Source organism: Paracoccus aestuarii, assembly GCF_028553885.1.
Lineage (GTDB): Bacteria > Pseudomonadota > Alphaproteobacteria > Rhodobacterales > Rhodobacteraceae > Paracoccus > Paracoccus aestuarii.
The window spans coordinates 642,173-668,723 of the sequence record NZ_CP067169.1 but is presented as its reverse complement, the minus strand read 5'-3'; the positions used below and the strand labels follow the sequence as shown (position 1 = coordinate 668,723).

Sequence of the window (26,551 nt, the reverse complement as noted above, 5' to 3'; positions counted from 1 at the left end):
ATTCCTGAAGGGAGCACATCATGCGCCGGATCATCCACAACTCCACGGCTGTCGCCGCCTGCCTGTCGCTGCTGGCGCCGCATCTGGCGATGGCACAGCCGCTGACCGCGGGCGCGGCCCAGGATCGCGCGCCCAGCCCGCTGGTCCTGGCCCAGGCCCAGACCGAGGCCGAGCAGGCCGACCTGCCCCCGCTGGTCCCCGCCGAGGAGGCCGTCGAAGACGAGGACGACGCCACCGACGAGGCCGAGGACGGCCCGCAGGATGGCGGCGATCTCTATCAGGGCATGACCGACCCGGAGGCCGAGGCCCCCGCCGAGTCGGAACCCGAGGCCGAGCCCGTCGAGGAACCCCAGCCCGAGCCCGCCCCCGTGGAAGAGCCCGCCGAAGAGCCTGAGACCCCCGCCGAGCCCGAGGCGATGACCGAGGAGGACCCCGTTGAGGAGGAGGCCGCCGATGAGGCCGCCCCCGAGGAGACCCCGGCAGAAGCCCCCGCCGCCGAAGCTCAGGCCGCCGAAGCTCAGGCCGCCGAAGCTCAGACCGCGCCCGAATCCTCGGCCGCGCCGCGCGCCCGTCCGCAGCGCGAGGAAGGCACGCGCCCCGGCAACCGCCCCGAGCGTGCTGCCCCAGCCGAATCCAATGACGACGCGGATGACCTGGCCGAGGCCCTGCGCGCGCAGGAGGATGCCCCCGCCGAGACCACCGCGACCGAGGACCAGCCCACCGAGGCGACTTCCGCCGATGACGCCGAGGACCAGCCCGCCGAGGCGGCCCAGGCCGACAAGGCCGATGACAGCAGCATCGTCGACGACCTGGCCGAGGCCCTGCGCGGCCAGTCAGGCGCAGCTGCGACCGCCGGTGCCTTGGCGCTTGCCGCGGGCAGCGTCCAGGCCGAGCGGTCCCAGTCCCTGCCGGGCCTGGCCAATGTCCTGTCGGGCGAGGTCGATGCCGGCCTGACCGCCGAATCGCTGACCTGCCTCGACGGCAGCGCCTTCCCCTGCGCCGATGGCGGCCGGGCGATGACCCCCTCGGGCGTCGTGGTCGAGACGAACGGCGCGGGCGAGCTGCGCCTGGCCCCGGTCGAGGCGCAGATGTACCGCGTCGGCCAGAACGGCCAGATGCAGCTGCGCGCAGCCGAAGAGGACACCCCGGAAACCGAGATCAGCCGCGAGGCCGCCGAGGCCGCGACCCCGTCCTCGGCCGCCGCGCTGGAGGCCGAGGAAGGCACTGGCGAGGTCACCGAGGAACAGGTGACCGAGGAGAACAGCCGCTCCTCGGGCGAGGATTTCACCACCAACCTGCGCGACGCGCTGGCCGCCTCGGGCGTCCAGGGCCAGCAGAGCCAGGACAGCGGTGACAACAACAACCTGCGCAACGCCCTGCTGCTGGGTCTGGGTGCGCTGGCGGTCGGGTCCTACCTGAACAACAACCGCCAGGTCGCCCTATCGGCGCCCGACCGCGTGGTCGTCACCCGCCCGGATGGCAGCCAGGAGGTCATTCGCGACGACGTGGCGCTGCTGCGCCAGCCCGGCTCCACCGTCACAACCGAGAATTTCGACGACGGATCGTCGCGCACGATCGTGACCCGCGCCGATGGCAGCCGCATCGTGACCATCCGCGACGCGAACCTGCAGGTCCTGCGCCGCACGCTGGTTTCGGCCGATGGCACCACGACGCGGCTGATCGACGACACGGTCGACGTCCAGCCCGTCAACGTGGCCCAGCTGCCCCCGGCGGCAACCCCGGTCCAGACCAGCACCCAGCCCCTGAACGAGGAGCAGCTGCGCGAGGCCCTGCTGCGCGAATCGAGCTTCGACCGCCGCTTCACCCTGTCGCAGATCCGCAACATCCCCGAGGTGCGGGCGCTGGTCGCGCCGGTCAATATCGACGCGATCACCTTCGACACCGGGTCGGCCGCGATCCGCGCCGATCAGGCGCAGAGCCTGCAATCCCTGGGCCGCACGATCCAGGATGCCGTCGCCGCCAACCCGCGCGAGATCTTCCTGATCGAGGGTCACACCGACACGGTCGGATCGGACGCCGCCAACCTGGCCCTGTCGGACCGCCGCGCGGAATCCGTGGCCTTGGCCTTGGCGGAATATTTCGACGTTCCGCCGGAGAACATGGTGACCCAAGGCTATGGCGAGCAGTTCCTGCGCATCCGCGCCGAAGGCGACATTCGCGAGAACCGTCGCGCCTCGGTCCGCCGGATCACCGACCTGCTGGCGCAGTAAACCAACCCTATCACGACGGAAAAGGCCCCGGCGATCGCCGGGGCCTTTTCACAGGAAACGCCGATGATCAGAACCAGGTTTCCAGCTGCAGCCCGACCGAGGTTCCGGCCGTGTCCGTGCCATAGGCCGCCTGCTTGGAGATGGCGCCGACATCGCTCCAGGATCCGCGCGTCACATAGGCGCGCAGCTGCGGGCGGTCCCAGAAGCCGCTCTGCCCGAAGGTGTAGATCCCGGCCAGCGTGCCCTTCAGCAGGTCGCGGCTGCCGCCCTCATCGCTGACGCGGTCATAGCCGATCTCGGTCGCGATGGCGAAATTGTCGCTCAGCGCGTAATGCGGGCGGATGCCGACCGAGCTCCATTTCGATTTGTCGCCGTCATTGTCGTCGACCTGGTGCAGCCCCACGAAGAACAGCTCGGTCCGGTCCGCCACGGGCACGAGCCCATGCACCTGCGCCCGGCTGAGCGAGCGGTCCTTGCCGACATCCGGCGCCCCGTCGGCGGAAAAGCCGAAGGCCGCGCCGTTGGAAAACATCAGGCTGCCCTTTATGTAGCCGCCGAAGAAATCGTTGCGCTGCACATGACCGCGCAGGGCAAAGCCGTTGTCGCCCGTCGCATCCCCACGCGCATCGGCGAACGCCAGGCCGACCTCGCCGGTCCAGTTTTCGGCGAGCGGCATGTCCTCGATGCGGGCGTCATAGGTATGCACGCGGTTGAACCGCTCGCGGAAACCCGCCAGCGACAGCTTGCCAAAGCCGAGCGCGATATCCTCGACCCCAAGCCCGTAGCCGTCGAAGTTGGAATAGCTTTCATAGTAGAAGTCGTTGATATGGATGTCCTTGCGCTTGTAGTAGCGCCGGCCGGCCCAGACCGCGGCTTCCTCGAAGGCGCCGGCGCCCAGGCCGCGATAGCCCAGCCAGGCCTCGCGCAGGGCCAGGCTGGCATCGAAGCTGCCGCGATCGGTCAGGTCGTTGCTGTCGCCCGCCACATGATAGCGGATGCCGCCGATCACCGAGCTGCCGTTGTTCAAGGGCGCATCGAGGCCCACGCCGAATTCGCCGTAGAAATCATCCTCGTTGCCCAAGCGGTACTTGGCCCATGCGCCGTTCAGCTGCATAGCGGCCAGATCGCCGCCATCGCTTTCGCCCACGCCGATGCGCAGATAGCCGGTGGTGCTGAAGGGCGATTCCGCCAGAACGGCGGTGCTGCCCATGGCCGCGCAGAACGCGGCGGTCGCAATGATCGGTTTCATCCCTGTCTCTCCCTCTGGGTGGTTTTACCGGCCGGGCTGTTTTGGCCCGGCGCGGGCATGATCGGTCGCATCCGCCGGTCTGCGGCGGGGTGCGAACGGGCATCTGGTGGATGGTCCGGCGTTCAGCCCTTGACGGCGCCGTCGCTGAGGCCGCGGACCAGGTATCGTTGCGCGATCAGGAAGACGATCGTGATGGGCAGGCCCGACAGGATCGCGGCCGCCGCGAAATTGCCCCACAGATATCGGAACTCGTTCAGATAGAGCCGGGCGCCGACGGCCAGGGTCATCTGGCTTTCCGACCGGATCAGCACCGATGCGATGGGGTAGTCATTGATGAAGCCGATGAAGGCCAGCACGAAGACCACCGCCATGATCGGCACCGCCAAGGGCAGGAACACGTATCGGAAGGTCTGCCAGGGCGTGGCCCCGTCGATGGCCGCGGCATTGTCCAGCGCCCGGTCGATGGAATCGAAATAGCCCTTGATCGTCCAGATATGCAGCGTCACCCCCGACAGATAGATCAGGATCAGCGCCACATGGCTGTTCAGCCCCAGGATCGGCGTCACGTCGCCCAAAGCGTCGAAGATCGCGAAGATCGCCACCAAGGCCAGCGTCGTGGGGAACATCTGGATCAGGAACAGCGTGTCCAGCATCGCCCCCTTGCCGCGGATGCGGATGCGACTGAAGGAATAGGCCGAGATCGTGGCGATCGCCAGCACGCCCAGCCCCGCGATGACCCCGACCTTGATCGAGTTCCACATCCACAGCAGCACAGGATAGGGTGGCGAGACCACATCACCGTTGGCGCGGGTGTAATCGAAGCCGAAGGCCAGGACCCAATGTTCCAGCGTCGGGTTCTCGGGGATCAGCGATCCGACGGCGAAATTCCCTTCGCGGAAGCTGATCGACAGGACCATCAGAAAGGGAAACAGGATCAGCGCCAGAAAGATCAGCAGGAAGCCATGGGCCAGGATCTTCTTGATGCGCAGGTCGCGGGGACGCTCGACGATCATCGGGGGCTCCTTCAGGCGGACCGGCCGAGGCGGCGCGCGGCGGCGCGGCGCATGGCGACGAAATTGGCATAGCTGATGGCGGCGACCACCACGAAGATCAGCAGCGTGATCGCCCCCGCCAGCCCGAATTGCTGGCCCGCATTGTCGAAGGCCAGCCGATAGGTGAACGAGGCCAGGATGTCGGTCTTGCCCGCCGGGATGACGGTGCCCGGAATGTCGGGCAGGCCGCGCGTCAGCAGGAAGATCAGCACCAGGTTGTTGAAGTTGAAGGCGAAGGCCGCGATCAGCAGGGGCAGGAAGGGCGGGATGATCTGGGGCAGGGTGATGGTGAAGAAGACCCGGATCGACGAGGCGCCCTCCAGCACGGCGGCCTTCTTGTGATCCTCGGGGACCGATTGCAGGAACCCCATCGCCAGCAGCATCATGTAGGGATAGCCCAGCCAGGTGTTCACGATCACCACCATGGTCCGCGCCAATGTGGCATCGGTGAACCAGTTGGGGCGAAGGCCGAACAGCGCCTCCAGGATCAGGTTGATCTCGCCGAAATTCTGGTTGAACAGGCCGCGGAACACCAGGATCGAGATGAAGGACGGCACCGCATAGGGCAGGATCAGCAGCACCCGGTAGACCGGCTTCAAGCGCAGATGTTCCCATTGCAGAATCACCGCCAGCAGCAGCCCCACCGCAAAGCAGAGCGTCACCGACAGGCCCGCGAAGACGAAGGTCCACAGGAAGATCTCGACCGTGGGGCCGCGGATCCCGGCGGATGTGAAGATGCGTTCGAAATTGGCCAGCCCGACATTCACCCGCCAGCCGGGCGAGACCGCCTGGCCGTCCTCGGTCTGGAAGAAGCCGATATCGTGATTGGCGGTCAGCACCTGCCCGTCATTGCGGGTCAGCTGGTCGGGGCCGGTCTGGACGTAATCGGGGATGACCAGCGCAAAGCTGCGCAGGCCCGCATTGCGGATCAGCTGGCCGTCCGGCGTCTCCAGCGTCAGGCGCGACAGCCCGTCGCGCAGGGCGATCGCCTCGCGCCGGTCCAGCAGGGCCTGGGGCGCGGGCGCGGGGGACAGGGCGGCTGTCTCCTCCTCGGTCAAGGTGACGGGGTCGGACAGCAGCCCGCTTTCGGGCAGCCAGATGCGGTATTCACCGTCATCGGCCGCGATGGCGAAGGGCTGTTCGGTCGTCTGGTCGACCGTGCCGCGCGCGGTCAGCACCTCGATCGTGCGCGGATAGGTCAGCAGGTTCGACGAGCTGTAATTCGTGAAGCCGATATAGATCGTGTAGATCACCGGAAAGGCGATGAAGACCAGGACCGCCGCGATGCCCGGAAAGATGAACCGACTGCCATAGAAGCGGTCCGATCCGAAGATCACCGCAAAGCCCGTCGCCAGCCCCAGGATGATCGCGCCCAGCAGCGGCTGGCCCACGGTATAGAGCGTGAAGGCCGCCCATAGTAGCACCACCGTGACGATGGTCACGGCCAGCAGGCGCGGCCATGCGCGCGATCGTGACCGTCCGGCCCCTGTCGACATACCCGATGCTCCGATGATGATGGGGATCTCCCGCCCCCGGCGCGGGGGCGGGATGGCCGGATCAGCGTTCGCCCAGAATCCGGGCTGCGGCGTCGTTCAGCGCCGCCTCGGCGGTCTGGGCACCGGTGACGATGTTCGTAAGCGCCGGCTGCATCGCCGCCCAATAGGCGCCCATCTCGGCATTCGAGGGCATGGGCACGCCAGTCGCCGCGATCTCCAGCATGCCGGCGATATTGGCGTCGTCCTGGGCCGCGGCGGCGGATTCGTCGGCCAGCGCGCCAAGCGCGCCGTTTGCGTTCCAGGTAGCCAGCCCCTCCTCGGTCAGCAGGTAGTTCTCCAGCAGCTCGACCGCCAGGTCGCGATTGGGCGATGCCGCGTTCAGCGCCATGGCCTGGACCCCCACGAAGGGCGTCGTCACCGCATCGCCCACCGTCGGGATCGGCGCGACGGCAAAGTTGATGCCGGATTCGGCCAAGGTGGACCAGGCCCAGGGGCCGTTCAGCACCATTGCCACGTCGCCGCGGTTCATCGCCCCGTCCATGATGCCGTAATCGACCCCGGTGGGCATCACGCCCTCGTCGATCAGGCGGCGCAGCATCTCGCCGCCCTGGATGGCGCCTTCATTGTTCACCCCCGTCTCGGTCCCGTCATAGGATCCGTCGACCTTCCGGAAGGCATAGCCGCCATTGGCCATCAGCAGGGGCATCGAGAAATAGGCGTTGGTGTAGTCCCACAGGATCTTGGCGCCGTCATGATCCATCGCGATCAGATCGTCGAAGGATGCGGGCGGCGTGTCGATCAGGTCGGTGTTGTAGATCAGGTGCACCGCCTCGACGCTGACCGGATAGCCCCAGGTCGCGTTGTCGAACTGCATCGCCTCCATCGCGGATCCCAGGATCCCCTCGGCCCAGCCCGCCGAGGGCTGGACCGGCGCGATCAGCCCGCCCGATGCCCATTCGCCGAAACGGTCATGCGCCCACATCACGATATCCGGCCCGTCGCCCGTCGAGGCCGCCTGCTGGAACTTCTGCGCCAGGTCCGGGTCCACCACCTCGACCGAGACGGGTATGCCGTAATCCTCGACGAAGGGCTGCACGGCGGCCTCCAGCGCCTGGCGGTCGCGATTGGCGCCCGTCCAGATCAGGATCAGCCCGTCCTGCAGCGCAAGGACCGGGGTGGCGGTGCACAAAAGCAGGCCCGTCAGGCCAAGGATGCGTGTCATGATGTCTCCTCCCAGAGCGTCGTGTTCAATCGGCGTGTTCGAATGTCTTGATGTCCAGCGCCAGCGCGCCGTCATGATCCAGCAGGGCGAACCCGTTTCCGGGCAGCCGCAGCCGCCCGCCCGCCAGCGTCGCGGCATGGGGGCCGGCCAGCGCCGCATCCCCCGTCAGCCCCAGCACGATGGGCGCGGGCGACAGGTTGAAGACGCAGGTCAGCACCTGATCCGCCGCCGCCCGGCGGAAGGCCAGGACCGGCTCGGGCAGGTCAAGAAAGGTCGTCCTGCCGCCGGACAGGGCGGGGCTGGCCTTGCGGAAGGCGATGGCGCGGCGATAGAAATTCAGCACGCTGTCCGGATCGGCCTGCTGGCGGTCCACGGCGCGGGCCAGCTGGGGCGCCTTGACCGGCAGCCAGGGCGTGCCGGTCGAAAAGCCCGCATGGGGGGCGTCGGCCTCCCAGACCATGGGGGTGCGGCAGCCGTCGCGCCCCTTGACCGCCGGCCAGAAGCGCAGCGCCTGCGCATCGGTCAGCTCGTGATAATCCAGCGCCGTTTCCTCCTGGCCCAGCTCCTCGCCCTGATAGATGCCGATCGTGCCCTCGAAGGCCATCAGCATCGCGCAGCTCAGCCGCGCCATGGCGTCGTGATCCACCGCGTGATCCGCCCAACGCGACGGGTGGCGCGGCACGTCATGGTTCGAGAAGGACCAATAGGGATGCCCGTCCGGCGCGCCCGTCTGGAACCCCTCGATGCAGCGGCGGAAATGCGCGGCGGTGAAGTCCGGCGACAGCATGGCGAAGGAATAGGCCATGTGCAGATGGTCGCGCCCGGCCGTGTATTCGGCCATCAGCTCGATCGAGCGGTCGCCCATCTCGCCGACCTCGCCCACCATCATGATGTCGTCATGGCGGTCGGTCAGCTGGCGCAGGCGGCGCAGGAAGGCCAGGTTCTCGGGGCGGCTCTTGTTGTAGATGTTGCGCTGCATCCCATAGAGGTCGGTCGCCATGACCTGGGGCCTGGCTTCGGCCGGCGGGTTCGACCGCAGCAGGGCGTCATGGACATAGTAGTTGACCGTGTCCAGCCGGAACCCGTCCAGCCCGCGCTGCAACCAGAATTCGCAGGTGGCCAGGATCGCCTCCTGCACACCGGGATTGTGAAAGTTCAGGTCCGGCTGCGAGGCCAGGAAGTTGTGCAGGTAATACTGGCCGCGCGTCGCGTCGAATTCCCAAGCGGGACCGCCGAAATGGCTGTGCCAGTTCGTGGGCGGCGATCCGTCGGGCATCGGGTCCGCCCAGACATACCAGTCGGCCTTGGGATTGTCGCGGCTGGCGCGGCTTTCGCGGAACCAGGGATGCTGGTCCGAGCTGTGGCTCAGCACCTGGTCGGTGATGACCCGCATCCCCACGCCATGCGCCGCCGCGATCAGCGCGTCGAAATCGGCCAGCGTCCCGAAGAGCGGGTCGATGTCGCAGTAATCGGACACGTCATAGCCCATGTCCTTCTGCGGCGACAGAAAGACTGGCGACAGCCAGATGCAGTCCGCCCCCAGGGAGGCGATATGCGGCAGGCGGCGGATGATCCCCTGCAGATCGCCGATGCCGTCGCCATCCGAGTCCTGAAAGGACCGCGGATAGACCTGATAGATCACAGCGTCGCGCCACCATTCCCGTCCCTGCACCGGCTTCCCCCGCTTTGCGATTCGGAGCGACCATAACAGCCGTTCAAATTTATTCAAAGCGCTTTGAGTCTGTGAAACCCTCTGGAAAAAGGGGCTTGGCTGTGCATTATGAAACTGACCTTGCGGCAGTTGCAGGGCGTTTCGGACGGGATGCGGATGACGACGCTGAAGGATATCGGGACCGCGCTCGGCCTGTCGGTGACCACGGTCAGCCGGGCGCTGAACGATTTCCCCGAAGTGTCGGCGCAGACGCGCGACCGGGTGCGTGCGGCGGCCGAAAGGCTGGGCTATCAGGCCAATCGCAGCGCGCAGCGGCTGGCCACGGGCCGGTCGGGCATGGTCGGCATGATCGTCAAGACCAGCGCCGATTACCGCGCCGACCAGACCTTCATGGAGATCCTGGTGGGCATGTCGGCGGCGCTGGCCGCGCGCGACACGGATCTGGTCCTGGCCGTCGATCAGGGCCGTGACCCGGTCGAACCCTATCGCCGGATGCTGGGGCGCGACCTTCTGGACGGCTTCATTCTGAACGCGCCCGTGACCCATGACCCGCGTATCAGCTTTCTGAACGAACGCGGCATCCCGCTGGTCGTGCATGGCCGTGACCGGGTGGATGCGGATTACCCGTTCTTCACCATTGACAACCATGCGGTCGCCGCGGAATCGGTCCAGCTGCTGGCGGCCTTGGGCCATCGGCGCATCGCCTATCTGAACGGCCCGGAACAGTATTCCTATGCCGCGCGCCGCGCCCAAGGCTATCGGGCGGCCATGGCGCAGGCCGGCCTGCCGGTGCTGGAGGGCGCGCTGACCCATGATCCGCCCACGGCGGCGGCGGGCTATCGCCAGGCGCTGTCGCTGCTGGCCGGCCAGCGGGGCGCGCCGCCCACGGCCTTCATCTGCGGATCGCTGCTGCTGGCCGAGGGGGTGATGCATGCTACCGTCGATCTGGGCCTTGCCGTGCCGCGCGACGTGTCGGTGATGGCCCATGACGACGGCCTGCCGATGCTCAGCGCCAGCAGCTTCACGCCCGCGCTGACCGTGACCCATGCGGCGCTGCACGATGCCTGCGTGCCGCTGGCCAATGCCCTGGTCGATCTGATCGGCGGGGCCGACCCCATGTCATTGCAGGTCCTGAACCGCGCCGAGCTGATCGTGCGCGATTCGACCGGACCCGCCCCGGAAACAGGAAGAACCCCATGGCCCTAGACCATTCGACCCCGACCGCCCCCGCGTTGGAGATCCGCAGCCTGGACAAGGCCTATGGCGCCGTCCCGGTCCTGCACCGGATCGATATCGAGATGGCGCAGGGCGAATTCCTGGTGCTGGTCGGCCCCTCGGGCTGCGGCAAGTCCACCCTGCTGAACTGCATCGCGGGGCTGGAGGAGATCACCGCCGGCACGCTGCGCATCGCCGGGCGCGACGTGACCCAGGAACCGCCCGCCGATCGCGACATCGCCATGGTGTTCCAGTCCTACGCGCTCTATCCCACCATGACCGTGGGCGAGAATATCGGCTTCGGCATGAAGATCCGCCGCGTCCCCAAGGACCGCGCCCAGGCCCGCGTGGCCGAGGTCGCGCGCATGCTGCAGATCGACCATCTGCTGGACCGCCGCCCCGGCCAGCTGTCGGGCGGCCAGCGCCAGCGCGTCGCGATGGGCCGCGCCCTGGTCCGCGACCCGGCGCTGTTCCTCTTCGACGAGCCGCTGTCCAACCTCGACGCCAAGCTGCGCGTCGAGATGCGGGCCGAGATCAAGCGCCTGCACCGCACGACCGGCGCCTCGATCGTCTATGTCACCCATGACCAGGTCGAGGCGATGACCCTGGCCAGCCGCATCGTCGTGCTGAAGGGCGGCCATGTCCAGCAGATCGGCACGCCGCAGCAGATCTACGACACCCCCGCCAACACCTTCGTGGCCGATTTCATGGGCAGCCCGCCGATGAACCTCTGCCCCGCGGAGATCGAGGACGGGGCGATCCGCGTCGGCGACCAGCGCATCGCCCTGCCGGCGGGCTTCGGCCCCGACCTGCCGCGCGAGGTGATCCTGGGCATCCGCCCCGAGCATCTGAGCCTGGGCGCCGCGCCCGACCTGACCGTCCAGCCGGTGATGATCGAGAATACCGGGTCGGAATGCTATCTGTCCTTCCAGCTTGGCGGCCATGCGATGACCGCCAAGCTGCCCGGCCGCATGGACGAGGATCGGTTGGAGCCGGTGGGCCTGGTGCTGGACCATGACCGTATCTCGCTGTTCGATCCCCAGACCACGCGGCGCATTCCCCGCTGATCCGCGCCGTCAGCCCTGCGCCGGGTCCTGGTCGTCGGCGGCCAGAAAGCCGCCCGACTGGCGCTGCCACAGGCGGGCATAGATGCCGCCTTGGGCCAGCAGCTGGGCGTGGCTGCCCTCCTCGACGATGCGGCCGCGGTCCAGGACGATCAGCCGGTCCATCGCGGCGATGGTGGACAGGCGGTGGGCGATGGCGATCACCGTCTTGCCCTGCATCAGCACCTCCAGCCGGGACTGGATGGCGGCCTCGACCTCGCTGTCAAGGGCGCTGGTCGCCTCGTCCAGGATCAGGATCGGCGCGTCCTTCAGCGCCACGCGGGCGATGGCGATGCGCTGGCGCTGGCCGCCCGACAGCTTGACGCCGCGTTCGCCCACATGGGCGTCCAGGCCGCGGCGGCCGGCGCTGTCGGACAGGTCCGGGACGAAGCCCTCCGCCTCGGCCATGCGCAGCGCATCGGCGATCTGGTCGGCCGAGGCGTCGGGGCGCCCATAGGCGATGTTCTCGCGCACCGAGCGGTGCAGGAGCGAGCTGTCCTGCGTCACCACGCCGATGGCCGCGCGCAGGCTGTCCTGGGTGACCTGGGCGATGTCCTGCCCGTCGATGGTTATGCGCCCGCTGTCGATGTCGTGGAAACGCAGCAGCAGATTGATCAGCGTCGATTTCCCCGCCCCCGACCGGCCGACCAGGCCCACCCGTTCGCCGGGACGCAGATGCAGGGTCAGGTCCTCCAGCACGGCCATCTGCCGGGGGCCGGCCTTGGCGCCATAGCGGAAGGTGACGGCGTCGAAGCGGATCTCGCCCGCGCGGGCCTCCAGCGGGCGGGCGCCGGGGGCGTCGCGCACCTCGCGCGGCAGGGCCAGGCTGCCGATGCCGTCGCGGACCGTGCCGATATTTTCGAAAAGCGCGGCGAATTCCCACATGATCCAATGGGCCATGTTGTTCAGCCGCAGCGCCAGCGGCACGGCGATGGCCACCGCGCCCACCGCGACCGTGCCTTGGGTCCAGAGCCACAGCCCCAGCCCGGCCACGGATGCCACCAGCCAGACATTGATCAGGTTCAGCGCGATGTCCTGAATGCTGGACAGCCGCATCTGCGCATGGACCGTCCCCAGGAACCGGTCCATCCCTTGGCGCATCCAGGATTCCTCGCGGTCGGAATGCGAGAACAGCTTGACCGTCGCGATGTTGGTATAGCTGTCGACGACCCGCCCGGTCATGTCGCTGCGCGCATCCGCCTGCGCCTGCGCGACCCGGCCAAGCCGCGGCACGATGTGCCACAGCAGCGCCCCGTAGGCCAGCGCCCAGGCCAGGAAGGGCAGCGCCAGCCGCCAGTCCTGGCTGGCCGCCAGCACCATCGCCCCCAGGAAATAGATCAGCACATAGCTGCCCACATCCATGATCTTCATCGCGACCTCGCGCACGGCCAGCGCGGTCTGCATCAGCCGCTGCGCGATGCGGCCGGCGAATTCGTCCTGGAAATAGCCGACCGACTGGCGCAGCAGCCAGCGATGCGCCTGCCAGCGGATGCGTTGGGGGAAATTGCCCATCAGCGACTGGTGCAGCACCATCGAGGTGACCAGGTTCAGAAGCGGCATCACCACCAGCAGCACCACCGCCATGATCGTGATGCGGCCGCCCTGTTCCTGCCAGAAGACCTCGCGCGGGGTGGATGCCAGCTGGTCGATCAGCTGGCCCAGCCAGCCGAACAGCATCACCTCGATCACCGCGATCAGGCCCGATCCGATGCCCAGCAGGATCAGCCAAGGCAGCGACCCGCGGCTGTAATGCAGCACGAAGCGCCACAGCCCGGCGGGGGGCATGGCGGGGGGCGTATCAGGATAGGCGTCGATGCGTCGTTCGAACCAGGCAAACATGGTTGGTCCTTGGATCGGGGTGTCGGGAACGGGTCCGAACCGCTCGCCCGACAGGGTCTTGTTGTCAAGCCGCACCCCGCGCTTGATTTTTGTCAAGCCCCCGGAACGCCGCCCGGGCGCCGCCGTTGGAGGGAGGACGCACCGGTTTGTGAAAGGACGCGGGATGACGATGAACACGCTGAAGGATCTCTATATCGACCAGCTGAAGGACCTTTATTCGGCCTGCAAGCAGTCGATGTCGGTGGTGACGGAAATGGGCCGCGTGGCCCAATCGCGCGAACTGGCCGAGGCGCTGATCGCCGGGAACGAGGGCATCTCGCGCGGGATGGAGGCGCTGGCCAGCCTGTGCAACGAACATGGCGAGGATCCGACGGGCGAACATTGCAAGGGCATGGAGGGTCTGGTGACCGAGGCCCGCAAGCATGCGCTGCAGGCCGATTTCGGCGATGACGCGGTGCGCGACGCGGCGATCATCACCCAGTATCAGCGCCTGACCCATTACGCGATCGCGGGCTATGGCTGCCTGCGCAGCTTTGCCAACCGGCTGGAACTGGACGGCGACGGCGCGGTGCTGCAGGACTGTCTGGAACGCACCCGCGACGGCGATGTGCACATGACCCAGCTGGCCGAGGGCGGGATCAACAAGGCCGCGGCCCAAGCCTGATATCGACGCCCGGCGGTCCCCCGCCGGGCGTTTTCGTCACAGCGTTCCGGCCGACATCTCGCGCGCGATGTGATCGGCTTGGCGCATGGCCAGCGCGACGATGGTCAGGGTCGGGTTCTCGGCCGCACCTGTGGTGAACTGGCTGCCATCGCTGACGAACAGGTTGGCGATGTCATGGCTCTGGCCCCATCTGTTCACCACGCCGTCCTCTGCCCGGTCCGACATGCGGTTCGTGCCCAGATTATGGGTCGAGGGATAGGGCGGAGTCGGCAGGGTCCGCGTGGCCCCCATCGCACGATAGATCGCCTGGCCCCGTTCATAGGCATGGTTGCGCATGGCGACATCGTTGGGATGGTCGCTGAAATGCACGTTGGCGACCTTCAGGCCGAACCGGTCCTCGGTCTCGGACAGGGTGACGCGGTTGCTGGCTTGGGGCATGTCCTCGCCCACGATCCACATCCCGGCCATGTTCTCGTACTGATCCAGGGCGCTGGTGAATTCGCGGCCCCAGGCCCCGGGGTCCAGAAAGGCCGCCATGAAGGGCAGGCCCAGGGCCAGGGTCTCCAGCTCATAGCCGCCGACGAAGCCGCGGGAGGGGTCGTGGCGGGCCTCGTCCTGGATGATGCCCGCCATGGTCGTGCCCCGCCACATCCGCACCGGCCGCTCGAAGATGCCATAGACCGACCCGGTCATGTGCCGCATGTAGTTGCGCCCGACCTGCCCGCTGCTGTTGGCCAGCCCGTCGGGGAACAGGCTGCTGGCGCTGTTCAGCAGCAGGCGCGGGCTTTCGAAGCTGTTGCCCGCCACGGCCACGATGCGCGCCGCCTGGAACTGCAGCGCGCCGTCGCGGTCGAAATATTCGACCCCTGTGACGCGGCCTTGGTCGTCATGCAGGATGCGGGCGGCATGGGCATGTTCGCGCACCTCCAGATTGCCCGTCGCCTCGCCCTTGGGGATGTCGGTATAGGCCGACGACCATTTGGCCCCCCATTTGCAGCCCTGAAAGCAGAAGCCCGTCTGCTGGCAGGCCGGGCGGTCGTCATTGTCGACGCTGTTGATCGCCATATGCCCGGTCGAGACCTGGTCATAGCCCACCGCCTTGGCCCCCGCCTCGAAGACCTTGTAGTTGTTGTTGCCGGGCAGGCCGGGGAAATCGCCGGTGCGGGTGACGCCCAGCTTGGCCTCGGCCCTGTCGTACCACGGCGCCATCTCGGCCGCGTCGATGGGCCAGTCCAGAAGGCTCGCGCCCTCGACCGCGCCATAGGTGCTGAGGGCCTTCCATTCGTGATCCTGGAAGCGGATCGCGGCGCCCGCCCAATGGGTGGTCGTGCCGCCCACCGCCTTGACGATCCAGGCGGGCAACCCGCTGAAATCGCGCGCCACCCGCCAATCGCCGCTGGTCGTGCGCGGATCGGTCCAGGCCAGCTGGCCGAAGCTGTCCCATTCGTCGTTGATGTAATCCTCGGGCAGATAGCGCCCGCCGGCCTCCAGGGCCACGACCTTGACGCCCCTCTGCGCCAGTTCGTTGGCCAGCACCCCGCCGCCCGCGCCCGTGCCGATGATGACGACCAGGCTGTCATCCGTCAGTTCGAATTTCGCTGCATTCGCCATGATCCGCCCCCTACAGCCAGTCGATGTCGTCGAAACCGCGGTCGATATAGCCGCCCTCGGAAAAGCTCTCGCCCTCATAGCCGAAGATCGGCCAGACCTCCTTCTGGTTGTAGAGCCCGGTCACCAGACCGCCGCGCACCATCTGGAAGAAATCCCCGTCCTGGATCGTGCGCAGGATGGCCACGCGCTCGGCCTCCCACCCGGCGGCCAGATAGCTGTCAAAGCCCGCCTCGCGTGCGGCGGCGTCCAGCGCCTCGATGCCGCGGGCGACGGTCTCGGCCTGTTCGGGCGTGTCATGGCCGCGGATCGCCACCGCATAGAAGCGGTCGCCGACCCGGTCATGGGGATAGATGTCGCGCGCCATCTGCAGCAGCGTCGCCATCTGATGTTCGGTGATCGCGCGGACCTCCATGGCCCAGGCCCCGTCGGGCGCGGCGATGAAGCCCGCCCCCGCCACCGCCAGCGCCCCGGCCGCCGCGGCACGCGACAGCAGCGCACGCCGGGTCAGCCCCTGCTCGTTCAATCGGGACATGGTTCCTCCTCCCTGTCATTGGGCCGCGCGCCGCCCTCCCAAGCGGCGCGGGCGGGCTATTGGTAGCGTCCCCCGCGCTGCAGGACCTCGATCTCATAGCCGTCGGGGTCCTTGATGAAGAAGAAGCGCGCGATCACCGCGCCGCCCGGGGCGAAATCGACCAGCTTGCGCGGGGCAAAGCCGGCCTCGGTCATGCGGGCATGTTCCGCATCGACGTCATCGACCGAAAAGGCCACATGGCCATAGCCGTCGCCCAGGTCATAGGGCTCGGTCCGGTCCTTGTTGACCGTCAGCTCCAGTTCCGTGCCGCTTTCGCCATTGGACAGATAGATCAGGGTGAAGGCCTCGAAATCCAGCCGCTCGGCCACCTTCAGGCCGAAGCAGCGGTCGTAGAAATCGACCGAGGCCGCCTCGTCCAGAACGCGGATCATGGAATGGATGTACTTGGCCATCGGGCCCTCCTGCGGTTTGCCGTCTTCCCTGTCAGGCTAGGGGCGGTCGCGGGGGCGTGGGTAGTATGGGATTACTACAGGCGAAAAACCTATTCGGCGGCGATGGCGGGCGGGGCCTGATCCTCGCCCAGGGACAGGGTCACCACGCAGCGCAGCAGCGAGGTGAAGTTGCGCGCCTCGCCATGCAGTTCCAGTACCTCGGAATGCAGCTTCGAGATGAAGGCCGGGGTGGTCATCCCCTCGCGCGCGGCGACCCGGTCCAGCAGCTGCCAGAAGACCCGCTCCAGCCGGATCGAGGTCGATTGCCCGTTCAGCCGCAGCCGCCGGGTTACGGTTTCATAGCGGTCCGGATGCTGTCCGGCAAAGATCTGGCACATCGGCTTGGTCCGGGGCTGGTTGCGCCCCTTTATTGTCACCCCCCGGCCCCGCCCGGTCAACGCGACTTTTTGGGTATGCCACAGCCCTCGCGTCAGGCAGACCCGGCGCCCAATAGCGGGCGTTCCACGGCACTTGTCATCAAGGCAGACGCAGGTCACCCGACGTGATCAGCCATGACCGCGTTCCCCTGCCCGTCACGGTCACAGACATGCCGGGCTGAAGTTCGCGCAGGACATCGGGGCTGACCCAGCAAACCCGATCCCAGAGGATCGGCAGGCCAACGAACCGGACAGAATTGCGGCATTCCCTGTTTCCGCCAAGCGTCACCTCGCGGATCACATAGGTCGCCTCGACCGGTCGACCCCGGATCAAGGCATCCAGGAAGGGCCAGCCCGCGGCCCCGCTTTGCCAAGACATCACGATCAGGAAAACGGGCAGTGCAACCCCCAGGAAGACGCGTCTTGCCTCGGATTTCGGGGGCTGCTTTTCAAGCCCTGCCATGATGACCGGCAGCATGACGATCAGATAGACCGCCGCTCCGACCATCTGCGGCAGCACCTTCAGTTCGCGTTCACCGGGCACAGGCAGCGAGGACCATCTGGCCATCTGATTGAGAACCGGCAGGAATGGTATGAAGAACATCAGAAGCGCAATCAGCCGCAGCCATCGCGGCCAGCGGTCGACAGCCTGCAACGGAATCAGGATCCGGGACATGACGGTGAATCTCTCCGAGCTGCCATGAAAAAGGGCCGCCCCTGGGGGCGGCCCTTTCCGACTGTCGTTGTGTCAGATCACTTGATGATCTTGGAAACGACGCCTGCGCCGACGGTGCGGCCGCCTTCGCGGATGGCGAAGCGCAGCTTCTCTTCCATGGCGATCGGCGCGATCAGCTCGACCTCGAACTTCAGGTTGTCGCCGGGCATGACCATCTCGGTGCCCTCGGGCAGCTTGACGGTCCCGGTCACGTCCGTCGTGCGGAAGTAGAACTGCGGGCGGTAGTTCGCGAAGAACGGCGTGTGGCGGCCGCCCTCTTCCTTGGTCAGGATATAGGCCTCGGCCTCGAACTGGGTGTGCGGGGTGACCGATTTCGGCTTGACCAGGACCTGGCCACGCTCGACGCCGTCACGGTCGATGCCGCGCAGCAGCACGCCCACGTTGTCGCCGGCCTCACCGCGGTCCAGCAGCTTGCGGAACATTTCCACGCCCGTGCAGGTGGTCTTCTTGGTGTCGCGGATGCCCACGATCTCCAGTTCGTCGCCCACGTTCACGGCGCCACGCTCGATGCGGCCGGTGACCACGGTGCCGCGGCCCGAGATCGAGAAGACGTCCTCGATCGGCAGCAGGAAGGGCTGGTCCACGGCGCGCTCGGGCGTCGGGATGTAGTCGTCGACGGCGGCGATCAGCGCGCGGATCGAATCCTCGCCGATGGCGTTGTCGCGGCCTTCCATGGCAGCCAGGGCCGAGCCCTTGATGATCGGGATGTCGTCGCCCGGATAGTCGTAGGAGCTGAGCAGCTCGCGCACTTCCATCTCGACCAGTTCCAGCAGTTCCTCGTCATCCACCTGGTCGACCTTGTTCAGGTAGACGACCATGTAGGGGATGCCGACCTGGCGGCCCAGCAGGATGTGCTCGCGCGTCTGCGGCATCGGGCCGTCGGCGGCGTTCACGACCAGGATCGCGCCGTCCATCTGGGCGGCACCGGTGATCATGTTCTTGACGTAGTCGGCGTGGCCCGGGCAGTCCACGTGGGCATAGTGGCGGTTCTCGGATTCGTATTCCACATGCGCGGTCGAGATCGTGATCCCGCGGGCCTTTTCCTCGGGCGCGCCGTCGATCTGGTCATAGGCGCGGAACTCGCCGAAGTACTTGGTGATCGCGGCGGTCAGGGTCGTCTTGCCGTGGTCGACATGGCCGATGGTGCCGATGTTGACATGCGGTTTATTGCGTTCAAACTTTGCCTTTGCCATGTGGCCCTCCTGGATACCGCGGGGCATGGCTGATACGGCCCCGGATTTGACGTGCGCTGCGATCTATAAGGCGGTCGGGGAAAAATCAAGGGCAAGGAACGCGCCCGCCCCGTCATTTGCGCAGGCCGTGGCGGCAGGGCATGCCATACCCGGAACCCGCGCCCCGCCCCTGTCGTTCCTGCACCGCCGATGCGGGCAGCCAGCCCGCCGGCCCCATGCAGGAGGATTGGCATGAGCCTGATGAAAAGTCTGACCAAGGTCGCCGCCGGCGTGATGCTGGCCAAGGGCATCGGCAACGCGATGCGCAACCAGGGCGGCCAGCCCGGCCAAGGCCGCACCACCGGCGGCGGGCTGTTGGAGAGCCTGTTCGGAAACAACCTGCCGCAATCGGGCCAGGACCGGTCGATCGGCTCGATCCTTGGCGGCGGAACCGGGACGGGGCGCGGATCGCTCGGCGGTCTGCTGGACAGCCTGGGCGGGCGCGCCGGGTCCGGCGGAGGCCTGGGCCAGGTGCTGGGCGGCCTTCTGGGCGGGGCGGCCGCGGGCGGCGCGCTGGCGCAGAAGGACAGCCAGCCCTCGAACCAGGCGACCTTCGGATCGCTGTTCGACGACGCGCTGTCCCATGACGGCGAACCCCAGACCGCGCCCACCCCGGAACAGAACGCCATGGCCGGGCTGATCCTGCGCGCGATGATCCAGGCCGCCAAGTCCGACGGCCATGTGGACGAGGGCGAACGCCAGCGCCTGCTGGGCCATCTGGGCGACGACCTGGATGCCGAGGAACGCCAATTCATCCGCGACCAGATGGCCGCCCCCGTCGATGCCGCGGCGCTGGCCCGCGACGTCCCCGAGGGGATGGAGCGCCAGGTCTATCTGATGTCGCTTCTGGCCATCGATTTCGACAACGAGGCCGAGGCGCGCTATCTGAACGACCTGGCGACCGGGCTGTCGCTGGACCGCGCCACCGTGAACGAGATCCATGCCGAAGCCGGGGTCATGCCGCTCTATAACGCCTGACCGCGCATGGCCCCGCCCCCGACCGGGCGGGGCCATTTGTCTGGACAAGAGGCCGGAACCTTTCGACGCGACCCGCCGTTGGCCCGGCGACGCATCCCAACCCGCCCCGAGGTTCCCATGTCCGATACCCCTCCCCAGCCCGTCTTCCGCAGCGGCGCGATCGCCGATCCGCGCCTGCCCCGGCCCGATTACCCGATGCAGGAACAGCCCTATCCGGGGCTTGCCACCAAGATGGACCCGCTGCCCGATCATGGCGAGACCAGCTATCGCGGCACGGGCCGGCTGAAGGGCAAGCGCGCCCTGATCACCGGCGGCGACAGCGGCATCGGCGCCGCCGCCGCCATCGCCTTCGCGCGCGAGGGTGCGGATGTGGCCATCACCTATCTGCCGGACGAACAGCCCGATGCCGACGTGATCGTCCAGGCGATCCGCGACAGCGGTCAAAACGCCGTGGCCATCCCCGGCGATCTGCGGGACGAGGATTTCTGCAAGCAATTGGTCGAAAGCGCGGTCTCGCAGCTGGGCGGGCTGGACATCCTGGTCAACAATGCCGGGCGCCAGCAGTTCTGCGAAAGGCTGGAGGACCTGACCACCGAGGATTTCGACGCGACCATGAAGGTCAATGTCTATGCCCCCTTCTGGGTCACGCGCGCCGCGCTGCCGCATATGGGCAATGGCGGGTCGATCATCATCACCTCCTCGGTCCAGGCGTTCTCGGGCTCGGCGCATCTCTTCGACTATGCCCAGACCAAGGCCGCGAACGTGGCCTTCGCGCAGTCGCTGGCCAAGCAGGTCGCGCCGCGCGGCATCCGCGTGAACGCCGTCTGCCCCGGCCCCTACTGGACCGCGCTGCAGATCAGCGGTGGCCAGCCCACCGAAAAGGCCGCCGAACATGGCGCGACCCAGCCCTTGGGCCGGGCCGGACAGCCGGTCGAGATCGCGCCGATCTATGTGCTGCTGGCCTCGGACGAGGGCAGCTACATCACCGGCGAGTTCTTCGGATCGGTCGGCGGCGGCGGGCTTTAAGCCCGTCCCGCAAATCCGCTTTTTCTCGCTGCGCTGCCGCGTTAGGTTCATGGCGTCCCAACCCTATCGGAGGCCCCATGAGCCAGCGCCTGCATCTCGTCTTCGGCGGAGAACTGATCGACCCGCAAGGCACCCAGTTCCGCGACACCAAAGCGATCCACATGGTCGGGATCTTCCCGAATTACGAAACCGCCTTCGCCGCCTGGAAGGCCGAGGCGCAGCGCACCGTCGACAGCGCCCATACCCGCTATTTCATCGCGCATCTGCACCGTCTGCGCGACGAGGAACGCGAGGTCAGCCCGACCGAGGAACTGGGCGCCTGATGGCCGGCACCGGGCTGGGTCAGCTGGGCCTGTGGCTGCATCTGCGCAGCAGGCGCCATGACGACCCGCCCCTGCCCGAGATCCCGCCCGGCAGCGGGCCGGCGATCCTTGTGCATGTCTCGCCCGATGCCGTCCGGGCCGAGGGTCAGATCACCCGCGCCCTGCGCCGCGCCCGTCCGGGCCTGCGTATCCTGCGCATGCAGGCGGATGCGCGGGGCGACGCGGGCGACGACCCGGCCCTGGCCGCGATGATCCTGGACCGGGCGCGGCCGCGCGCGGTCCTGCTGCTGGGCAGCGCGCTGCCGCCGGCGCTGCTGTCGGCGGCGCGGGCGCGCCACCTGCCCGTCGCCTTGGCCGAGCTGCGCCTGAACGCCCAGGACCTGGGCTGGGGCCTGCAGGCCTCGATGCGCCGCCAGCTGCTGGAGGGGGCGGCGGCTGTCATGGTCGCGGATCTGGCCAGCCTGGACCTGGCCCGGCGCATGGGGCTGGACCCGGTGATGACCGGCCCCGTCTCGGAAATCCACGAGCCCCTGCCCTGTTCGGAAACCGAACGCATGTCCATGGCCCAGCAGATGAACGGCCGCCACGCCTGGTTCGCGGCCAGCCTGCCCGAGGGCGAGGAGGACGCGGTCTTGGCCGCCCATCAGGCCGTGCTGCGCCGCGCCCATCGCGCGCTGCTGATCCTTTCGCCCCATGATCCCGCCCGCCTGCCCGCCCTGGCCCGCAAGGTCGAGGATCAGGGCCTGACCCTGTCGCGCCGCGCCGAGGATGACGATCTGGGCGACGAGATCCAGGTCCTGCTGACCGACGGCCCGACCGAGATGGGGCTGTGGTATCGCCTGGCGCCGGTGACCTTCATGGGCGGCACCCTGACCGGACGCGGCGACGCCATGCGCCACCCGTTCGAACCCGCCGCCTTGGGATCGGCGATCATCCATGGCCCGGAACAGGGCGCCCATGCGACCGAATGGCGCCAGCTGACCGGCGCGCGCGCCACCCGCGCGCTGCGCCATGCCGACGACCTGCCCCAGGCCGTGACCGACCTGATCCAGCCCGAATCCATCGCCACTTTGGCCACCAATGCCTGGACCGTCAGCACCGGCGGCGCCGATGTCGCGCTGCGCATCGCCGAACGCCTGTCCCGCCTGATGGACCGCCCCGCCGAGATCCCCGCATGACCCGCCCCCGCCTTCTGGTTCCAGCGCCCGCCCAGCCTGCGCGCGCGCCTGCTGCGCCCCCCCTGGGGGCCGCCTATGCCCGCGCCACGGCCCGCAGGCTGGCCCAGGGCGACCGCGCCCGGCCCGGCGTGCCGGTGATCTGCGTAGGCAATCTGAATGCCGGGGGGACGGGCAAGACCCCCACCGTCATCCATCTGCAGATGGCGCTGTCGGCGCGCGGGATCGCGGCGCATGTCGTCTCGCGCGGCTATGGCGGCTCGGCCGTGGCGGCGCTGCGGGTGGATGAACGCGCCCATGACGCGGCGCTGACCGGGGACGAGCCGCTGCTGATGGCGGCCTTCGGCCCGGTCTGGGTCGCCGATGACCGCCGCGCGGGCGCCGCCGCCGCCGTGGCCGCGGGGGCGCAGGCGATCCTGCTGGATGACGGGTTCCAGGACCCGGCCTTGGCCCATGACCTGTCGCTGGTGGTGGTGGATGCGGCCAAGGGCTTCGGCAACGGGCTGTGCATCCCGGCGGGACCCTTGCGCGAACCCGTGGCGGCGGGGCTGGCGCGGGCCGACCTGCTGCTGGCCATCGGGCCGGATGCGGCACAGGCGGGCTTTGCCCCCCCGCCCGGCGCGCCGCCGCTGCTGCGCGGGCATCTGGCGCCGCTGCGGACGGGCATCGACTGGCGCGGCCACCGGGTCCTGGCCTTTGCCGGCATCGGCCACCCCGAGAAGTTCTTCGCCACCCTGCAGGCCTTGGGCGCCCATGTCGTGCGGGCCGAGGCCTTGGACGACCACCAGCCCTTCACCCCCGCCCTGCTGACCCGGCTGGAGGCGGAATCGCGCCTGACCGGCGCCCAGCTGGTCACTACCGAAAAGGACGCGGCCCGCCTGCCCCGCGCCTTCCGCCCCAAGGTCATGGCCCTGCCCGTGCGCCTGACGCTGGCCGATGACGCGCCCTTGCGCGCGGCGCTGGACCGGCTGTTTCCATCCCCGGTTTGAATCCCCGGCGCCGATGCCGATATAAGGGGTCCTGATCCGCGAAAGGTTGACCATGTCCCGCAATGCCCAAGCCCGGCTGAGCTTCTATCTGCTGCTGATGCTGACGCTCTATGCCTCGCTGGCGGGCGCGGGCTGAGGGGGCCGTCATGTCGCAGCGCATCACGGGGCGGTTTTCGCCCAATGCCGGTCACACGGCCCTGCCACCCACCCCCGCCACCCGCATGAGGGGCGGCCCAAATGGATCACCCTGGCCGCGACGCCCTTCCTGTTGGGGGCGTTCTTCCAAGGGGCGACCGGCATGGTCACCGACCTGGCGGCCTTCGGCCTGGTGGCCAGCGGCATGTACATGACGCGCGAGGGGCTGGTCGCGCAGGCCGGGTTCGAGGCGCGCCGCGTGGCCAAGCGCCCGGCCATTCCGCGCAAGCTGTTCGGCGGCGCGCTGGCGGGGATGGGGCTGGGCCTCGGGGCCGCCATGCCGGGGGCCTGGGCCGAGGCCGGGTTGATCGGCGCTGCGGGCATGGTGCTGCACCAGATCGCCTTCGGCCTGGACCCGTGGCGCGACAAGCGCCCCGACGGCGTGGACGGGTTCCAGCAGGACCGCGCCCAACGCATGATCGACGAGGCCGAGGGGAATCTGCAGGCCATGCAGCAGGCCATCGCGCGGCTTGGCGACCGGCGGCTGACCGGGCGGGTGATGGGCTTTGACGCCTCGGTCCGCCAGCTGTTCGACCGGCTGCGCGACAATCCCGGCGGGCTGGGATCGGCGCGGCGCTATCTGGGCGTCTATCTGCAGGGCGCGCGCGATGCGACGGTACGCTTTGCCGACCTCTATGTGGTGACCGGCGATGGGGCCGCGCGGGCGGCCTACGAGGCCTTCATGGACGATCTGCAGCGCGACTTCGCCGCCCGGGCCGACCGGCTGCTGGACGGCGACCGCGACGCGCTGGATGTCGAGATGTCGGTCCTGCGCGACCGCTTGGCGCGCGAGGGGCTGACCGGCGCCGCCACCCGCCTGGCCCCCGAGGACCGCCCCGCCCTGCAGAGCCAGGAGGCGCAGACCTTGGACGACCTGCTGCGCATGCCCTTTCCCGGCCAGAAGACCCCGCGCGACTGATGCCCCGCTTTGCATTGAAGGTCGAATATGACGGCGCCCCCTTCGCCGGCTGGCAGGCTCAGGCCGATCAGCCGAGCGTGCAGGGCGCGATCGAGACCGCGCTGGCGCGCCTCGACCCCGGCTTTGCGGCGGGCGCGCGGATCGCGGCGGCGGGCCGCACCGATGCGGGTGTGCATGCCACGGGCCAGGTCGCCCATGCGGATCTGGCGCGGGACTGGGATCCGTTCCGCCTGGCCGAGGCGCTGAACTGGCACCTGAAGCCCGCCCCCGTGGCGATCCTGGCGGCGGCGCGGGTCGATGACGATTTCCACGCCCGGTTCTCCGCGCGTGAGCGGCGATACACCTTCCGGCTGGTGGCGCGGCGCGCGCCGCTGACCCATGGGCGCGGCCAGGTCTGGCAGGTGCTGAACCCGCTGGATGCGGCGCTGATGCGGGCGGGGGCCGCGCATCTGGTCGGGCATCACGATTTCACGACCTTCCGATCCTCGATCTGCCAAGCGAAAAGCCCGGTGAAATCCATCGACGAGATCACGATCGAGGAAAGCCCCGTCCCCCATGGGTGCGAATACCGCTTTCACCTGCGGGCGCGGTCCTTCCTGCACAACCAGGTGCGCAGCATCGTCGGCACCTTGGAGCGGGTGGGCGCGGGGTCATGGGCGCCGGAGCGTGTGCGCGATGCGCTGGCGGCGCGGGACCGGGCGGCCTGTGGGCCGGTCTGCCCGCCGCAGGGCCTCTATCTGACGGGGGTGGGCTACCCCTCGGACCCCTTCCGGGACGGCCCGACAGGCAGATAGCTGCGGCCGCGCCGACGGCGGCGGGGGCGTTCGTCGCGGCGCGAGATCACGATCTTCAGCGTGTGCCACAGGATCCACAGGTCCAGCCGCAGCGTCCGGTGCCGCTGATAGATCAGGTCGATCTTCAGCTTCGCGGGCAGACAGCGGCGGTAATAGGCGGCCTCGGTCGCCTCGGCCGATTTGCAGCGGGCCAGGATGCGGTCCTCGTGGCGGTGATAGATCAGCGTGGCAAGCCCGGTGACGCCGGGCCGCGAATGCAGCACCTGGCCATAGACGGCGGGAAAGCGTTCGACATATTCGCGCAGCGGCGGGCGGGGCCCGACAAAGCTCATGTCGCCGCGCAGGATGTTGAACAGCTGCGGCAGCTCGTCGATGCGCGAGCGGCGCAGGAAGCGCCCGACCGGGGTGATGCGCCAGGCCTTGTGCGCGCCGGTGGCGCCGAAATCGTCCTCCTCGCACAGCATGGTGCGGAACTTCCACTGGGTGAAGGGCTGGTTCGGCGCGCGCATCCGATGCGCGGCATAGAAGATGGGACGCCCCTGCAGGATCAGCAGGATCAGGGCCACCGACAGCATCACGACGGAGAGCGGCACCAACAGCGCCAGCGCCAGCGCGATGTCGAAGACGCGCTTGCTGGTCGGCATCGGGTTGACGCCGGGCGCGGTCGCTTCGCCCATGAACCAGGCCATCTTGGGCGCGGTCAACCGGGCCGCGTCTGTCTTGTCCCAGTCATGGTGGATCGTCACGATGCCGTCCGCTGTCAGATGATGGCCGCAGGCCCAGGAATGTCTTGGTCGGAAGTCCCTGACGGCGCTAGCACATCGGCGCCCGATAGGGAACACTTCGCCTGCAGATCAGGCAATCACTTGCGCGACAGCGGCACATCGGCCACTCTGCCCGACGCAGCGAATGACATCACGGGCCTTGGATGCGCAAGTTTCTGGTTCTTCTGGACGACAGCAAGGAATGCCTGAACGCGATGCGCTTTGCCGCGATGCGGGCGGCGAAGTCGCAGGGCGCGTCGGTCGTCATCCTGTCGGTCATCACCGCCGAGGAGATCCAGCACGGCTTCGGCGTGGCCGAGGTGATGCGCGCCGAGGCGCGCGAACGGATCGAGGCGCATTTCGAGGTCTTCGCCAAATGGATGCGGACCCGGCCCGGGGTGGAACCCGAACTGGTCATCCGCGAAGGCGACACCGCCGAGGAGCTGCTGGCCCAGATCACCGAGGATGGCGAGGTGGGCGTCGTCGTCATCGGCCTGTCCACCGACAAGAGCAGCACGAACCCCGTCCTGACGAAGTTGCTGCGCGACCCCACCGCCCTGCCCTGCGCGATCACCCTGGTTCCGGGCGACCTGTCCAAGGACCGGCTGGAGGCGATCACCTGAGGGGCTGCACCGCTTGACCCGTGCCGCCCGGATCGCCATATCA

The 26,551-nt window shown here is 68.3% G+C and carries 24 protein-coding genes and 1 pseudogene; 12 read left to right on the top strand and 13 right to left on the bottom strand.

Annotation, left to right across the window (positions count from 1 at the left end; translation table 11 throughout):
• Positions 1–20 precede the first annotated feature (20 nt).
• Entirely contained in the window at positions 21–2,231 is a 2,211-nt protein-coding gene (locus tag JHW48_RS03390; RefSeq protein WP_119885038.1) for an OmpA family protein, read from the top strand.
• Positions 2,232–2,298: 67 nt separating this feature from the next.
• Here JHW48_RS03390 and JHW48_RS03385 read toward each other — a convergent pair whose 3' ends face one another.
• The 5 genes from JHW48_RS03385 to JHW48_RS03365 all read right to left on the bottom strand — a co-directional run bounded on the left by JHW48_RS03385 (position 2,299) and on the right by JHW48_RS03365 (position 8,922).
• Positions 2,299–3,480, bottom strand: a complete 1,182-nt coding sequence (locus JHW48_RS03385; protein ID WP_119885039.1) for a carbohydrate porin — start codon at positions 3,478–3,480, stop codon at positions 2,299–2,301.
• Between the two features lie 122 nt (positions 3,481–3,602).
• On the bottom strand, positions 3,603–4,493 hold the full coding sequence (gene malG, locus JHW48_RS03380) for a maltose ABC transporter permease MalG (RefSeq protein ID WP_119885040.1): 891 nt from the start codon (positions 4,491–4,493) through the stop codon (positions 3,603–3,605).
• Between the two features lie 11 nt (positions 4,494–4,504).
• Positions 4,505–6,028: a maltose ABC transporter permease MalF gene (gene malF / locus JHW48_RS03375; RefSeq protein WP_119885041.1), complete on the bottom strand. Its 1,524-nt coding sequence runs from the start codon at positions 6,026–6,028 to the stop codon at positions 4,505–4,507.
• A gap of 61 nt (positions 6,029–6,089) precedes the next feature.
• Entirely contained in the window at positions 6,090–7,250 is a 1,161-nt protein-coding gene (gene malE / locus JHW48_RS03370; protein ID WP_119885042.1) for a maltose/maltodextrin ABC transporter substrate-binding protein MalE, read from the bottom strand.
• A 25-nt stretch (positions 7,251–7,275) separates the two neighbouring features.
• Complete coding sequence (locus tag JHW48_RS03365; protein WP_240637693.1) at positions 7,276–8,922, bottom strand: alpha-amylase family glycosyl hydrolase; 1,647 nt, start codon at positions 8,920–8,922, stop codon at positions 7,276–7,278.
• 108 nt (positions 8,923–9,030) lie between these two features.
• Between JHW48_RS03365 and JHW48_RS03360 the strand changes: the two genes are divergently transcribed.
• Together JHW48_RS03360 and JHW48_RS03355 are read left to right on the top strand one after the other, a co-directional pair.
• Positions 9,031–10,128: a substrate-binding domain-containing protein gene (locus JHW48_RS03360; RefSeq protein ID WP_240637699.1), complete on the top strand. Its 1,098-nt coding sequence runs from the start codon at positions 9,031–9,033 to the stop codon at positions 10,126–10,128.
• Positions 10,119–11,204 carry an ABC transporter ATP-binding protein gene (locus tag JHW48_RS03355; RefSeq protein ID WP_119885044.1) on the top strand — a complete coding sequence of 362 codons (1,086 nt, stop codon included), beginning with the start codon at positions 10,119–10,121 and terminating at the stop codon, positions 11,202–11,204. The genes JHW48_RS03360 and JHW48_RS03355 overlap by 10 nt, the downstream gene beginning before the upstream one ends.
• 9 nt (positions 11,205–11,213) lie before the next feature.
• Here the strand turns inward: JHW48_RS03355 and JHW48_RS03350 are convergent, their stop codons facing one another.
• On the bottom strand, positions 11,214–13,079 hold the full coding sequence (locus JHW48_RS03350; RefSeq protein ID WP_119885045.1) for an ABC transporter ATP-binding protein: 1,866 nt from the start codon (positions 13,077–13,079) through the stop codon (positions 11,214–11,216).
• Between the two features lie 163 nt (positions 13,080–13,242).
• On the opposite strand from JHW48_RS03350, the gene JHW48_RS03345 reads away from it, so the two are divergent.
• A complete protein-coding gene (locus JHW48_RS03345; RefSeq protein ID WP_119885046.1) occupies positions 13,243–13,743 on the top strand; it encodes a DUF892 family protein in 501 nt (166 codons plus the stop codon).
• 36 nt (positions 13,744–13,779) lie between these two features.
• Here the strand turns inward: JHW48_RS03345 and JHW48_RS03340 are convergent, their stop codons facing one another.
• The 6 genes from JHW48_RS03340 to tuf form a co-directional block, all read right to left on the bottom strand.
• The gene (locus JHW48_RS03340) at positions 13,780–15,354 is read right to left on the bottom strand and encodes a GMC family oxidoreductase (protein WP_119885047.1); all 1,575 of its coding nucleotides are present in this window, start codon (positions 15,352–15,354) and stop codon (positions 13,780–13,782) included.
• 10 nt (positions 15,355–15,364) lie between these two features.
• Positions 15,365–15,886, bottom strand: coding sequence for a gluconate 2-dehydrogenase subunit 3 family protein (locus tag JHW48_RS03335; RefSeq protein WP_119885048.1), 522 nt, complete (start codon positions 15,884–15,886; stop codon positions 15,365–15,367).
• Between the two features lie 56 nt (positions 15,887–15,942).
• The gene (locus JHW48_RS03330) at positions 15,943–16,338 is read right to left on the bottom strand and encodes a VOC family protein (RefSeq protein WP_119885049.1); all 396 of its coding nucleotides are present in this window, start codon (positions 16,336–16,338) and stop codon (positions 15,943–15,945) included.
• An 89-nt stretch (positions 16,339–16,427) separates the two neighbouring features.
• A complete protein-coding gene (locus tag JHW48_RS03325; RefSeq protein ID WP_119885050.1) occupies positions 16,428–16,715 on the bottom strand; it encodes a ribbon-helix-helix domain-containing protein in 288 nt (95 codons plus the stop codon).
• 139 nt (positions 16,716–16,854) lie between these two features.
• Positions 16,855–17,430, bottom strand: a complete 576-nt coding sequence (locus JHW48_RS03320; protein WP_119885051.1) for a hypothetical protein — start codon at positions 17,428–17,430, stop codon at positions 16,855–16,857.
• 77 nt (positions 17,431–17,507) lie between these two features.
• Positions 17,508–18,683, bottom strand: coding sequence for an elongation factor Tu (gene tuf, locus JHW48_RS03315; protein WP_272835618.1), 1,176 nt, complete (start codon positions 18,681–18,683; stop codon positions 17,508–17,510).
• A gap of 231 nt (positions 18,684–18,914) precedes the next feature.
• Between tuf and JHW48_RS03310 the strand changes: the two genes are divergently transcribed.
• From JHW48_RS03310 to truA, 7 genes and pseudogenes are all read left to right on the top strand, one after another.
• Positions 18,915–19,700 (top strand): tellurite resistance TerB family protein, encoded by a 786-nt coding sequence (locus JHW48_RS03310; RefSeq protein ID WP_119887949.1) that lies wholly within the window; start codon positions 18,915–18,917, stop codon positions 19,698–19,700.
• Between the two features lie 117 nt (positions 19,701–19,817).
• Complete coding sequence (locus JHW48_RS03305; RefSeq protein WP_119887916.1) at positions 19,818–20,726, top strand: SDR family oxidoreductase; 909 nt, start codon at positions 19,818–19,820, stop codon at positions 20,724–20,726.
• A 77-nt stretch (positions 20,727–20,803) separates the two neighbouring features.
• On the top strand, positions 20,804–21,049 hold the full coding sequence (locus JHW48_RS03300) for a DUF4170 domain-containing protein (RefSeq protein WP_119887915.1): 246 nt from the start codon (positions 20,804–20,806) through the stop codon (positions 21,047–21,049).
• Positions 21,049–22,227: a 3-deoxy-D-manno-octulosonic acid transferase gene (locus JHW48_RS03295; RefSeq protein ID WP_119887914.1), complete on the top strand. Its 1,179-nt coding sequence runs from the start codon at positions 21,049–21,051 to the stop codon at positions 22,225–22,227. Before JHW48_RS03300 ends, JHW48_RS03295 begins: the two co-directional genes overlap by 1 nt.
• A gap of 36 nt (positions 22,228–22,263) precedes the next feature.
• A pseudogene (gene lpxK / locus JHW48_RS03290) lies at positions 22,264–23,213 on the top strand (tetraacyldisaccharide 4'-kinase).
• A 298-nt stretch (positions 23,214–23,511) separates the two neighbouring features.
• Positions 23,512–24,327, top strand: a complete 816-nt coding sequence (locus JHW48_RS03285) for a 5-bromo-4-chloroindolyl phosphate hydrolysis family protein (RefSeq protein WP_272835747.1) — start codon at positions 23,512–23,514, stop codon at positions 24,325–24,327.
• Positions 24,327–25,121 (top strand): tRNA pseudouridine(38-40) synthase TruA, encoded by a 795-nt coding sequence (gene truA / locus JHW48_RS03280; protein WP_119887617.1) that lies wholly within the window; start codon positions 24,327–24,329, stop codon positions 25,119–25,121. Before JHW48_RS03285 ends, truA begins: the two co-directional genes overlap by 1 nt.
• Here the strand turns inward: truA and JHW48_RS03275 are convergent.
• Complete coding sequence (locus JHW48_RS03275; RefSeq protein WP_272835746.1) at positions 25,079–25,867, bottom strand: sugar transferase; 789 nt, start codon at positions 25,865–25,867, stop codon at positions 25,079–25,081. The genes truA and JHW48_RS03275 overlap by 43 nt on opposite strands.
• A gap of 182 nt (positions 25,868–26,049) precedes the next feature.
• Between JHW48_RS03275 and JHW48_RS03270 the strand changes: the two genes are divergently transcribed.
• Complete coding sequence (locus tag JHW48_RS03270; protein WP_119887618.1) at positions 26,050–26,508, top strand: universal stress protein; 459 nt, start codon at positions 26,050–26,052, stop codon at positions 26,506–26,508.
• Positions 26,509–26,551: the final 43 nt, after the last annotated feature.